This is a genomic window from Mucilaginibacter sp., from assembly GCF_028288185.1.
Lineage (GTDB): Bacteria > Bacteroidota > Bacteroidia > Sphingobacteriales > Sphingobacteriaceae > Mucilaginibacter.
In genome coordinates this window covers 14,175-27,152 of sequence record NZ_JAQBOF010000027.1, presented here as the reverse complement: position 1 = coordinate 27,152, position 12,978 = coordinate 14,175, and the positions used below count along the sequence as shown (strand labels likewise).

The window sequence follows — 12,978 nt, the reverse complement described above, 5'->3', positions numbered from 1 at the left end:
AAATCGGGCTGTACTATCGTTATTATACAGCCCGATTTATTAAAACAAATCCTAACGTTGGTATTATAGGTGATAGGTTCTCACCAGCTCCCCTACACTATTCCACTTAGCATCGATTGCTGCATCCCAGTTTTCAATCACTCCAAAGGGAGGGTAGTTAAAAACGTTGATGTTGTTAAATCGGGAACGTGCAATTTTAAGTTCGACATATACAGGTATGACTATGCCGTTTTCGTCTGTTGGTCCAAATAAGGTTGCCTTAATTGGCTTTCCTGTTTCTACGTCTTCGCCGTAAAAATCACGTCCCGCCTGCCGATAAAATATCATTTCAGGAGACACAAATACCCCGTTGTCAACAACGGGATTAATCCGGGCAAAAGGGCCGTTGAAATTAAACTCGATTTTATCCCATGACGTACAGCGCAAGATCTCAGGAGCAATACGTTTCTTTTTGGATAGGAAATAGTCCTCCAATTTTAAACCATAAACATTACTGTGATCGTTGCGGACAGTTGTTTCAAATACGTATCTGTTTTCTAGTAAGCTTTTCATTTTTTACTTGTTAACATGTTTTCACTGTTGTTCGTTAGTTTATAGCCTTGTGCTTGTAAAGCACTGTCTACGGCACTTCGGTCAAACCTGATGGTGCGTCCCTGTTTTTTAAACGGTAGTTTCCCGTCAGCTCTCCATCTCCTGCAAGTGCGTTCGCTAATTTTAAGGTAATTACATAACTGGGCAATAGTCATTAGTGGGGTAGCTTGAGTCTTGGCTTGGGTTGTTGCCCCAACATCTACTGCGCCAAGACTTCTAATAGCTGAGATTTTTTTCAAGCCGCGTTTTACATCCTTCCACTTCTTAGCGTGAAACTTGTAACATTCAGGGGTAAAATGTTGCTGCGTGTTTGTAAAACCGTTACTTCTATTTGAGGCTACGGCTGGTTTAAAAGTTACTGTAATAATCATTGGTTTAATTAGTTAATGTGTTCAATTCTGTTTCTGACATAATCCGATGGTTGTTTATCCACTGGTCTATATCACTTTTTTTAAACCACACGCGACCGTTGGTCGGGCGGTATTTAGGTATCGCATTCCGATGCGATAATTTGTACGCGAGACTGGCCGAGATCTTGAGATAGGCACACAGTTCTCCCACTGTCATGAATTCGTTTGCTTCAGACATAGCTAATATTGTTTATTAATAATGTATTAAGTGGGGTTGTGTTAGTTTGAGTTCGACTAGTTGGGCAACTGCTCCAACTGTGCAGATTTAACGGCTCATCGCCCGCCCGACTTCAACCCTACTGGATGTTAAGGTATTTGTTTCGTTCGCTAGTTCCGAGGCTCATCCAGATACCTCTTCACCAACTTACTCCACCATCAGACTACAGTTTTAAAGAACGAATAACCACCTGTTTTTGTGATTATCACAAGATAAATGAACGTATTTAAACGAAAAAATAAATAAAATCTTTTTTAATTTGGATTATGTTACAGGTCAAAATCCAACGCTTTTACTGCCTGATTCTTACGTTTGTCAATTACCTGCGCATAGATGGCGGTCGTCTTCAGGTCCCGGTGGCCTAGTAACTTCGATACGGTATAAATATCAACGTCTTTGGTCAAGAGAAGCACCGCAAAAGTGTGGCGGCTTGAATGCCAGATGAGGTGTTTTTTGATACCGGCAGCCATAACCCATTGGGTTAACTTAACGTTAGTCCATGCACTGTATCGTAAACCCTTAAACACTTTTTGGTCATCCGCCATCCTCTCGCCAAGTTGAGCAATAGCACTATTATTTAAATCAACCGTTTCAGCCTGCCTAGTCTTTTGCTGTCTGTAGCGAATAAAAGTTCGGTCACCGGTAATTTGAATATCCCGCCAAAGTAGAGTTGATGCATCCGAAAATCGTAATCCACAAAACACGCTAAAAAGAAAAGCACGTTTAAGCAATGGATAAGTACAAGGTGTTATAATGAGTTGCTTTACTTCTTCTTCTGTAAGAAACTCCCGTCTGGTGTTTTCAGGCTTAAGACTTTTAACCCTTGAAGCAATTTTAACATCAACCAGTTTTTCATCAAAAGCAGCATTAAGAGCAGCCTTAACTTTATTAAAGTAGGATGATGCGGCGTTTTTAGACAGTGGTTGATTGGCTTTGGTTCGATACTTCTCGCTAATAAACTTTTTGATAGCGGCTAAGTCATTTTCCGTAACATCGACTAGTTTTTTAGAGTGGTTGCCGAAGTATTGTTTTAATACTTTAAAGGTGCTGTCCCAATTTGCAAAAGTACCCGCAGATCGGCGGCGTTCTTGGGTCAGCTTCTCAAAGTAATCCAAAAATGATATACCGGTTTGCTTAGTCCCGAATTTGCTATAGTTTGAGTTAGTAAGTTCAACCTCTTTGTTTAGTCGAATTTTCTCTGCAAGCCGCTTCACCTCAATGTTACGATTTTTCTCAGCGTCGGTCTTAGGCTTTATTAAGGTGTAAAGCTTTAAGGATTGCGAAGTTCTTTTGCCTTCGTGGTAGATGTCTAAATTCCAGCTGTATCTGCCGGTGTTTGTTGTTTTTCTTCTTAAGGTTACACTCATCGTTTTATAATTTCTGTACGATGATAAAATTACTATCCAGAACCTAATCCAAAAAATTTATTTTAATTAATTATCTGATTTACAGTTTGTTGTAACAACAAATGCAATTATTTGAAAGGGAATGAAAATCAATGATAGGCCATGAAAAAGCGCAATTAATATCGATTTTTGTTTCAAATTTGTAACCGATCAATTGGGTTACAAATTTGAAACAAAAATTAAGGCATTAAATGAAAAGGCAGGATAATGGATGAAATATAACTTGTTATAAATCAACAATAAATGAAAAGAAATGACACGATATGAAGCCCGTCCTATTTACCGATACAAAACTTGCTAAATATATTCTCCAACAAATCATCAGTAGTAACTGCGCCGGTAATTTCGCCGAGATAATGCAAGGCCTGCTTAATATCCATCGATAGGAAGTCGGATGTAACGGTATCTATGCCATCCAATACCCTTGCTAATGCTTGCTCGGTTTTTTGCAGGGCTTCCAGGTGCCGTACGTTGGTTACCAGCGTTTCGTTTCCGTCTAACTGGTCTTTTACCGCCGAGTGGTATATTGTTGATTTAAGTTCGTCTATATGCGTTTTCTCCTTAGCTGATATTACATTGGCATCTGTGGGTAAAGCGATCAATTGTGCATCGGTTAGCAAATCGGCTTTATTGGCTACTATAAGCATGGTTACACCCGGGCGTTGCAGATTCTCCAAATCGCTGTTTAACTCATCTAAAGTTATCTGCGCCGCATCATAAACATACACTAACAGGGCAGACTGCTCTATCTTTTCCATCGTACGCTCTACCCCTATTTTTTCAATAGCGTCTGTAGCCTCGCGGATGCCAGCGGTGTCTATCAGCCTGAAGTTAATGCCGTTTATATTTAATACCTCTTCAATAGTATCGCGTGTGGTACCGGGGATATGGCTTACTATGGCGCGTTCTTCGTTCAGCAAGGCATTTAATAACGTTGATTTACCCGCATTTGGCCTGCCGGCTATAACCGTATTTACACCTTGCTTTATTACGTTCCCTAGCTCAAACGATTGTATCAGCGCGCTAATAACCCGCGCAATTTCATAGATCAGTTTTTTTAGTTGGTCGCGATTAGCAAACTCTACATCTTCCTCGGCAAAATCAAGCTCTAATTCAATCAGCGAAGCAAATTGTACCAACTGCTCGCGTAGCGATTGTAGCTGGTTACTAAACCCGCCTCTTAATTGCTGTAAGGCAACTTGCTGCGATGCTTTAGAGTTTGACGCGATCAAATCGGCAACCGCTTCGGCTTGCGACAGGTCCATTTGCCCGTTTAAGAAAGCTCTTAAAGTAAACTCACCTGCTTTGGCAGACCGTGCGCCGTTTTTTATCAGCAGTTTTATAATAGATTCTATGATGTAGTTTGAGCCATGGCAGGAGATCTCTACCACATTTTCGCGGGTATATGATTTTGGAGCGATGAACAACGAAGCCAACACCTCATCCAATATCACTTCTCCATCAATTATATTACCGAAGTGTATGGTGTGCGATTGCTGTTTAGTCAAATCCTTACCCTTAAATACCCTATTAGCAATTTTAATAGCATCCGGGCCGGATAAGCGGATAACGCCGATAGCCCCTACGCCCGCAGGGGTGGCTAAAGCAACAATGGTTTCTTCGGTATTAGTCATTGCGGGCAAAGGTCGCAAATTACTATCAACAATAGCTATAACCCTAAAGTAAAAAAACTAAATTGCGCCTCAATTATGGTAACTTATTTTGAAGCTTCGCTCAATACAATTTCTGTACATCACGTTGGTAATCAATCACAAAGTGAAATGTATGCCCTGTCAGATCATCCGCTTGTTTTAAAAGACGAGTTAATATCAAGCCTGCTTAAGCAGTATTTTTTAGCCCCGTTCGAGAAATCGGTTGAGGTTTATCACCTCATGCATAGCAGCGGCGACCTTGCTTTAAACGAGATACACCATTTTGCCACGCAGATATTTGAGGCCAAAGACAAGTTCCATGAAACGTCTGAACAGATTACCAAATACCTGTATAAAGTGGCTAATCACCCTAAAATTAAATCGGGCGAGCTATATGTGGTTTATTTTAAAGATGTACAGATCGAAGGTAATTTGCTGGATGCGATAGGCATCTTTAAATCAGAGAATAAAGAGACCTACCTGAAGGTTTACCCGGAAAAAGGCGGCTTCGCTGTTGATTATGAGGAGAACGCCATCAACATTAACAAGTTAGATAAGGGCTGTCTGATATTCAATATTGAGAAAGAGAACGGCTATAAAGTAGTAGTGATAGATAACAACAGCCGCGGGCAAGATGCTGCTGTTTATTGGAAAGACGACTTTTTACAATTAAAGATCCGTAACGACAGCTATAACCAAACCAGTAACGCGCTGGGTATCTACAAAAACTTTGTTACCAATAAAATTGACGAGGGGTTTGATATGACCAAAGCGGATAAGATAGACCTGCTTAACCGCTCCATGAAGTATTTTAAGGAGAAAGAAACCTTTGATATGGACGAGTTTGCGGACGAGGTAATAGCCAACCCCAAGGCTATCGAATCGTTCAAGACCTTTAAGAACCAATACGAGGATGAGTTTGATACAAAGATCAACGACACTTTCGAGATCTCTAACAACGCGGTGAAGAAACAGCAGCGTATTTATAAAAGCGTGTTAAAGCTGGATAAGAACTTCCATATCTATATACATGGCGATAACAAGCTGATAGAAAAGGGCTTTGACGATGACAAGGCAATGAACTATTACAAGGTGTTTTTTAAAGAGGAAGCTTAGCGCCGCAAGTGTACCACATGAAGGTGTCTTGATGATACACTTTGGCACACCTGTTTTTGCAATTAATTGAAAATAAAATAGTTAACTTCATAAATCCGGTTTCATGATACAGTTTGGTACAATTTTTATGACTTTTAAGTCATTTTTTCGATGCCTGATTTCTGACAATATAGCGCCACCAAAAATTCAGTAAATTACTTTCGGCCAGGCCTTATCAATAAGCCCTCCATACCTGCAAAGGTTTATATTATTACTGTCGGCAGTTTAGTGTAGATAGCCAACTAAAAACCGTAATCACCCGCAATTTCCTGTTTGTACCCGCACATTTACCACATCATTACTCAACCTTATAACGATATACCTGCCTGCCTAACTGGCCGGCAGCATTAATACCTTCAACCACCACCCGGTAACTGCCGGGGGCATCTGCGTTAAAAAAGTCAAAGCTGGCTTTGCCGTTTGCATCAGTGTTTACGTATGGGTTCCAGTAAATGGTGCTGCGCAGATCGGGCAAATTAATCAGCCTTTCAGGCTGGTTATATTGAGGCGAATAAAACTCGCGCACTTTATCAAATCCATTTCTGGTAATATTTTCTATACTGGGGTCATACTGTTTACGGGTTGTAGGCAGCTTGGTAAGCAATAAAACAAAACTTACGTAATTGTCATTAAGGGCATGTAAGCTATTAACCAAAGCCGTATTAGTTCTCACTACTTCTATTTTGGCAACGTCATCTGGTGTTACGCTCCCCTGTAATACTTCGTCAATTTCGGCATGAGTCATTAGTTTTCTGCCATCAACAATAAGTCCTACCTCTTTCCCCTCCCAAGGTTTTGTACTGGCTGTTGTACCTAAAGCGCTATTGCTGGCCCGCATGTCTACCAATATGTTATAACCGTTGTCGTCCTGTAAAATATTAATACCTTGTAACCTGGATTGCATAAACATCAGCAACGTTGTGTAATGTTCAGGATCAGGTATTGTAATCACCTTGTCTACAGATTGTTCAGGTACTTTAAACATTCCCTGCGGCGTAATATTGATATCCTTCTTTTCAATTTGCCTGTCTCTTATTTCTACCTGTTTTAATACATGCAATCCGGTTAATCTAACTTGTTTGCCTTCGTCTTTAGCCTTTTGCAGAAAATTTTTTATCAGAAGCGCGTCGGCAGTATTTTTATTGGGGTTAATACTTATCAGCGGGTCGGCTTTTACCGCTGGCACCGTGTCTAAAACAATTTTTACTTTACCACTGGTTGCGGTAGCTATAGCCTGTACGGCAAATTTTACGCTATCAACAATCAACATTTTATCAAAATCAAACCGCCCGTTGGCATCTGTTTCAATAATCTTGGTGACTTTGGCTTTTGTAGATTCAAGCACCACCTTGGCGTGGGGCACCGGCTTACGGCCTGCTAAAGTCACCACCGTACCCGACACTTTAGTTTCAACAGGCTCTGATCTGAATACCGGCTTGTTGTTTATAATATTACCAAGTGTTTTCCACTCAAACCGGCGATACCCCTGCGTTAGCATCAGGTCATCCAATGCTTTGTTTACTTCATCAGTATCAGCTGTAAAATAATAACCGGGGTTTTCTACATAACCCTTAATATCAGCACTTAGCAGCAAGTGCGAAAAGATAGTACTTTCGGAAGCTTCATCTATAGGTACCTTGCTTTCATCAATAACCGCTACCGAGAAGTTAGCAGCCGTAGGCCTATTGTACCCGTCAGTAGCATTTAAATCCAGTTGTACATGCTCCTTGCTTTTATAAACCGGCCTGGCAGTTTTTACCGCCATACGCATGTGGTCATAGGTTTTTATAAAAGCTATCCGCTCATCAATAGGTTCGGCATTATTATTAAAAAGTGTAAACTGGGCAATCCCGCTCGGGAAATTCTTTTTCTCCAGCCAAAGCGGCGTAATTGCACCTTCTAATTTTATCGGGGTGGCAAAAACAACTTCGCCGCTGCTGTGTACCACCAGGTTAACTGTTGATTGCAGCAGGGTTTTAGATGCATATATGCGTACCAGCACACTATCTTTATTAGGCTGATAAACACCAAGCACGTACCCTTCATCCAAAGCTTTTGGTAAGGCGATATCTTTAGAAGTGCTATCCGCAAAGCGAATTTTAGCTGTGTAAACCTTGCCGGGTTGCGGCTTTAATAAAAAGCTGCCCATGCCGGCATGCTGAGTGGTAATGCCGGCAACCTCATTATTATCATTATCAACTATTTTTCCGCTGACGGGGGTACCAAGGCCATTACTTCCAACCGCTTTAAATGCCACTCTCGAAGCAATGTCATTAACCAGATTCCCACCCTCCGGAAAGAACTGTACGTCAGTTTGCTGCAGGCCGCGATTGGGAGCGCCGTTCTGTTTAAACACCAACGGATCACCTATGGTAAACGTGCGGTCAAAAAAATATTCAACGCCTTCATTCCGCATCCATTGGGTGTAGGCGCGTATGCGGTAGTTACCGGCTTTAATGTCATCGCCCAATACAAAATCGCCGGATATGGTGCCTGTATTTACCAATAGTCTTAATGTTTTTACGGGGTGATTTTGTTCATCAACCAGGTCAACATGGGCAACATCACTTAAAGCCGAAAGCTGATGCTTGCTGCCTGCTGTTAAATAACCTTTAAACCAAATGGTATCGCCAAGCGCGTAATAAGGTTTATCCATGTGCAGATAAGCTTTTTCCTGCGGGATACTGTCTGTCCACTGCTGCAATTGCGCCACCATTTTGGCAGCGATATTATCATTATTTGATACGGACACAGAAGATGGTTGATAGTCCACCGGCAATTGGTCGGCTACCCTGTCTTCGGCCCATCTGCCCCTGGTATAAAAATCGCGATAATCTGTATAACTGCCTTTTTGATCAATTACAGCTTCATCATTTACCAGTTTTACAATTGAGGCATAATTATCTTTAATTATTGTTTTTTGCTGATCTGATTTAGCAGTGGGCTTATAGTTTGCTGCCTTTATAGGGTCGTAAATAACATAAAGATGGTTAAATTTAAACGACATAAAGTTGGTACCCAATGCTGTAAGCAAAGAGTCTAACATTACCGGCCGGTCTTTTAAAATTATCTTATAAGGATCTTCCCTGTCGGGGTTGGTGCGCTCATGGCCATAGCCATACATAGGCCTTGCAATAAAGCCGTTCTCCAGCGTATTTTTTTGATAAACAGACCGCAGGAAATGCATAAATGATCCGCGATAGGTTTCTTCGCGGTGCCTGGCCCATTCCTTTTTTTGCTCGACAGTACCATCCAGTTCTTCAAAAGTGCATTCGCCATGGTATAAAACTACGCTCTCGCCAGAGTCAAAGTTGAAATCTTTAAGCTGATAATGCAGCCGATAACCCAAACGCCTGTTTTCTATGATCAAAAATTCATCCGCCTCGGCCATCAGCATGCCTTTCCTGGTGCTAAAGTTTATGACTTTAGGATTAAGGATCACCGTTTGACGGGCGTTTGCCGATTCTCCTAAAAATATCTCTTTAAACCGGGTAAAATTATTTTCCCAATCGCTTCTTCTGGCCCGGCCAACCGTTACCACATCCAATTGAGTAACTTTTATTTTTAGCTGGATGTCAACTGTAAGCGGACCGCTTTTTACCTGTATATTTTGCGATGATGGTTCATAACCTATCATTTGCGCGGCAAGTTGATAGTTGCCCTGTGGCACGCCCGAAAATCTGAACTTTCCGCTTTCGTCGGTTGGTGTTACCCGGTCAGATCCGCTTATAAAGATGGTTGCGCTTTTTAAAGGCTCGCCTTTTTCGTTAGTGACAATACCGGATATATCATACTTTACCTGCGCCGCTACATTGCCGGCGACGAATAACAGGGTAATAAAAAGAAATAACCGGTAGATGACTTTCATTGAGACAGGTAAAAGGTTCTATCAAATATACAATCTAAAGTAATTTGGTTGCAATAGTAAACTGATAACTCTTGCAAATTATTACTTATTGGTCATAATTAACATCAATAACTAATTATTTTCTTCATTATACGCCATCCGCATAAACCCCAACACTTCTTCATTTATATCATCAACATTCAACACCCTTAAATGATGATTAAATTGTTGCTGACCGGGCACCTGTCCTACTTTTTGGAAACATAAATTATCATCATAAGGCTGCTTGAACGGGAACACCACATGGATAAAGTTTTTGCCTAATTGTGTTACCCAGGCAATCCGTTTATGCGAGTTGGAGATGCCAATCATAGTTTTGGTGGGCTCGACTTCAATATTGCCTATCTTTCTAAACTCATTTAAAAAATGATGATAGAGCATTAATGTATGATCGGACTTTCCGACTAAAAACTCAGATAATCTTCTTTCCTCTTCCATCGTGTTAAAACTTTTCTTCTATCCCCAATGCAAACAAGGCAAAATCATATTTAACAGGATCATTAAGATCAAACTCGCACAGGCGTTGGGTAAGTTCGATGGCGGTTTGCCAGTCGGTTTGTTTGCGGGTGATGAGGTTGAGCTTACGGGCCACACGATCAACGTGCAGGTCGCAGGGCATAATGAGTTCTGATGGTTTAATATGATTCCAGATACCAAAGTCTACCCCACAATTATCCTTGCGTACCATCCAGCGTAAAAACATATTTAAGCGCTTACAGGTTGATTTTTGTGATGGCGAGGACACGTGTTTTTTGGTACGATGAGGAAAATCGGGCAATGAAAAGAAGTAGTTTCTGAAATGATTAAGATACTTTTCAATCGGCTCATCTTCCTCCCCCTTCAGGGGGCCGGGGGGTATGAACGCTGATTCTAAAGATTGATTATTCTCATAATGCCATCTAAAGAAAGCTATAAAATACAGCGTATCAATATCGTTAAAGGTGCGGTGTTTAAAATGCAATAACCTTTTCAGATCAATCTCTTCATGATTGATAATAAAATCATAAGGCGCGCCGTCCATTAAAGCGATAAGCTCCTTGCATTTATTGATGATGGTTACCCGCTGCCCCCAGGCAAGTGTTGCCGCCCAAAAGCCCATTATCTCGATATCCTGTTTTTTAGTGAACAGATGTGGGATGCAGATTGGGTCGTTAGTAATGAAACCAGGTTGGTTGTATTGAAGCACCTTTGAATCAAGAAAAGCCTTTAGCCCTCCAGCCCCCGCCAATGGACGGAGAGGTTTTGGTTTTTCGGATAGATCATTCATTTGTCGGTATTCGCTTTTGTGATCAGTTAAAGGCTCCTTTGGTCTAAAGATAGTGATCTATACATTATTATTTGCGCATTGTATTTCTCCCTCTTTTTTCGGTCGATCTCTACGATTTACGCACTAAATTATAATATTTTTTTTCATAGGTCTCCTTTGGAAGCCCCTGAGAGGATGGAGAAGTTAGTTACTATTCATGGTTTGATTGATAGAAGCCATCATAGCAGCCGTTAATGCATTTAAACTTTGAAGTGCCTTCTTAGAGCGTGTTTTATTAAACGGAACCGGATCAATTGTTCCTTTAGGGTATTTCTTTCCCAGCACGTGGTTCATTAAGTCCTCGGCAGTAAAATAGGTGCGTGGTTTTTCCGGATCTTCCTGGTACCCTAAAACAATCCTGGATATATGAACGCTGTAACTATCATTTTTTTAATTTATTTCAATTATCATCCCGGTTCTGCTTGGAACGTCCATACCCAGGGGGCCTTTAAAAGACAATACTTCCCAGCCCGTTCCAACTATGCGCCCGTTAGCACTATCCTGAATTTTTACACTGTCAAGGTCATTGTATCGCTTTTCAAACCATGATCGCGAATTGTTAAAGAGTGAGGTTATTGATTTACCGGGCGCTTTAAAGGTTTTTTGATAAGCAATCTCGCCATTAGCAAAAGGCATTTGTAGCCCTACGGTGTCTTTGTTTTGAGCGAATGTGATTTTGGCGATCACAATAAATACCAGTATAATTAGCTTTCTCATGATGGAATAATTGATAATATTATAATATCGTTGTCGTTCTGAAACTCAATTTTTTACCTGGTTAAAGTAACGAAATTTACATAAAAAAAAACAATTATCAGGTTGGTTATTAATATCTCAACAGGATCTCTCGAAGAGAACCTTGCATCAGCATTGCTTTTAAAAATCATCTCTATCATTCATGGTTTGATTGATGGATCCCATGACATTATCAACCAAAACATTTAAACTTTGAAGCGCCCTCTTAGATTGGTTTTTGTTAAAGAGATTACTATTGTTAGCTGCTGTAACAGGCATGTGGATACCTAACAGATTGTTCATTAACTGTTCTGCATAGGTAAAATTCTTAATCTTATTAGCGTCTTCTGTTTCAATAACGATATTAAATACGCGTGCGCGATATCTGCCGTTTTTACAATCTATTTGGATAGCCATATCCACATCATAGGTGCCGTCTATCCCCAACATTCCTTTAAATGTCAGTAATTCCACCCCGTTTCCGAGCACCCTACCGACAACATCGTCCTGAATTTGGATAGCATTAAGATTTCTATAATGCTTAACAAACCATAACTGGGCATTACTAAAAAGCAGGGCGTCTGATTTATTGGGGGCATTAAAAACTTTTTGATATGCAACCTCGCCATTAGTAAAAGGTACGTTTAGGCCCACGGTATCTTTTTGCTGGGCAAATGTGATTTTGGTGATCAGTATAAATACTAATACAATCAGGTTTTTCATAAGTGATGATTTTAGGTAAAAGATGTTAGTTCAATTGTTTTTTTGACAACTGACGCCAAGCGAAGTTTAAGGGAATTAAAAATAAATCGAGGTTGAATTTTAAACGTTACCCCAACCATGCGCCAGCACATCAGCTAAGTGCATACATTTAATGGGCAGGTTGTTTTTTTCGATATAGCCTTGCAGGTGTAATAAGCATGATGCATCGGTAGAGATAATATATTCGGCACCTACTGATAGCGCGTTATCGACTTTTTGTTGCGCCATGGCGCTTGATATGGCATCAAACTTAACCGCGAATGTACCGCCGAAACCACAGCAGGTATCGCCTTGCGGCAGATCAACCAGCTCCAACCCAATTACTTTCGAAAGTAATTGACGTGGCTCTGCTTTAATATGGCATTCGCGTAAAGCGGCGCAGCTATCATGGTAAACTGCACGGCCTTCCAGCTCGGCGCCGAAATAATCAAACTGTAATATGTTTACCAAAAAGTCTGAAAGTTCGTAGATATTACCTTGAATAGTTCTGCACTTGTTATGTATTACTGTGTTGGTAAACAGGTCGTTATAATAGTTTTTTACCATGCCTGTGCATGATGCAGATGGCGCTACAATAACACTATCTTCCGAAAATCCATTCAAAAATTTACTACCTACTTCTTTAGCGTCATCCCAAAAACCGGCATTAAAAGCGGGTTGGCCGCAGCACGTTTGCTCCGGGTTATATGTTACCGTACAGCCTGCTTTCTCTAAAAGTTTAACGGTATTAAAAGCTGTTTCGGGGTATAGCTGGTCTATAAAGCAAGGTATAAATAGTTCGGTCTTCATTGGGCGCTAATTTCAGAAAAAGTAATGAGTTTTATATAACTATGTTTA

At 40.7% G+C, this 12,978-nt stretch carries 13 protein-coding genes; 1 reads left to right on the top strand and 12 read right to left on the bottom strand.

The features are described 5' to 3' along the window. Positions 1-63: 63 nt before the first annotated feature. From JWQ34_RS10495 to mnmE, 5 genes are all read right to left on the bottom strand, one after another. On the bottom strand, positions 64-552 hold the full coding sequence (locus JWQ34_RS10495) for a hypothetical protein (RefSeq protein WP_299357205.1): 489 nt from the start codon (positions 550-552) through the stop codon (positions 64-66). After that, positions 549-962: a helix-turn-helix domain-containing protein gene (locus JWQ34_RS10490; RefSeq protein ID WP_299357204.1), complete on the bottom strand. Its 414-nt coding sequence runs from the start codon at positions 960-962 to the stop codon at positions 549-551. Before JWQ34_RS10490 ends, JWQ34_RS10495 begins: the two co-directional genes overlap by 4 nt. A 4-nt stretch (positions 963-966) precedes the next feature. Next, positions 967-1,158: a helix-turn-helix domain-containing protein gene (locus tag JWQ34_RS19135; protein ID WP_367278611.1), complete on the bottom strand. Its 192-nt coding sequence runs from the start codon at positions 1,156-1,158 to the stop codon at positions 967-969. Positions 1,159-1,487: 329 nt separating this feature from the next. Continuing rightward, on the bottom strand, positions 1,488-2,585 hold the full coding sequence (locus JWQ34_RS10485) for a site-specific integrase (protein ID WP_299357203.1): 1,098 nt from the start codon (positions 2,583-2,585) through the stop codon (positions 1,488-1,490). A 314-nt stretch (positions 2,586-2,899) separates the two neighbouring features. After that, complete coding sequence (gene mnmE / locus JWQ34_RS10480) at positions 2,900-4,258, bottom strand: tRNA uridine-5-carboxymethylaminomethyl(34) synthesis GTPase MnmE (RefSeq protein ID WP_299357202.1); 1,359 nt, start codon at positions 4,256-4,258, stop codon at positions 2,900-2,902. 75 nt (positions 4,259-4,333) lie between these two features. Here mnmE and JWQ34_RS10475 point away from each other — a divergent pair, with 75 nt between their 5' ends. Continuing rightward, the gene (locus JWQ34_RS10475) at positions 4,334-5,392 is read left to right on the top strand and encodes a nucleoid-associated protein (RefSeq protein ID WP_299357201.1); all 1,059 of its coding nucleotides are present in this window, start codon (positions 4,334-4,336) and stop codon (positions 5,390-5,392) included. A gap of 337 nt (positions 5,393-5,729) precedes the next feature. On the opposite strand, the gene JWQ34_RS10470 is transcribed toward JWQ34_RS10475, so the two are convergent. The 7 genes from JWQ34_RS10470 to JWQ34_RS10440 all read right to left on the bottom strand — a co-directional run bounded on the left by JWQ34_RS10470 (position 5,730) and on the right by JWQ34_RS10440 (position 12,930). Continuing rightward, positions 5,730-9,299: a carboxypeptidase regulatory-like domain-containing protein gene (locus tag JWQ34_RS10470; RefSeq protein WP_299357200.1), complete on the bottom strand. Its 3,570-nt coding sequence runs from the start codon at positions 9,297-9,299 to the stop codon at positions 5,730-5,732. Between the two features lie 111 nt (positions 9,300-9,410). Further along, entirely contained in the window at positions 9,411-9,776 is a 366-nt protein-coding gene (locus tag JWQ34_RS10465) for a DUF5655 domain-containing protein (protein ID WP_299357198.1), read from the bottom strand. A gap of 4 nt (positions 9,777-9,780) precedes the next feature. Next, a complete protein-coding gene (locus JWQ34_RS10460; RefSeq protein WP_299357196.1) occupies positions 9,781-10,605 on the bottom strand; it encodes a TIGR02757 family protein in 825 nt (274 codons plus the stop codon). Between the two features lie 183 nt (positions 10,606-10,788). Next, positions 10,789-10,938 (bottom strand): hypothetical protein, encoded by a 150-nt coding sequence (locus tag JWQ34_RS10455; protein ID WP_299357194.1) that lies wholly within the window; start codon positions 10,936-10,938, stop codon positions 10,789-10,791. A gap of 96 nt (positions 10,939-11,034) precedes the next feature. Further along, the gene (locus JWQ34_RS10450; RefSeq protein WP_299357193.1) at positions 11,035-11,361 is read right to left on the bottom strand and encodes a DUF4468 domain-containing protein; all 327 of its coding nucleotides are present in this window, start codon (positions 11,359-11,361) and stop codon (positions 11,035-11,037) included. A 159-nt stretch (positions 11,362-11,520) separates the two neighbouring features. Next, entirely contained in the window at positions 11,521-12,102 is a 582-nt protein-coding gene (locus JWQ34_RS10445; protein WP_299357192.1) for a DUF4468 domain-containing protein, read from the bottom strand. A gap of 99 nt (positions 12,103-12,201) precedes the next feature. Further along, the gene (locus JWQ34_RS10440) at positions 12,202-12,930 is read right to left on the bottom strand and encodes a (Fe-S)-binding protein (RefSeq protein WP_299357191.1); all 729 of its coding nucleotides are present in this window, start codon (positions 12,928-12,930) and stop codon (positions 12,202-12,204) included. Positions 12,931-12,978 lie beyond the last annotated feature (48 nt).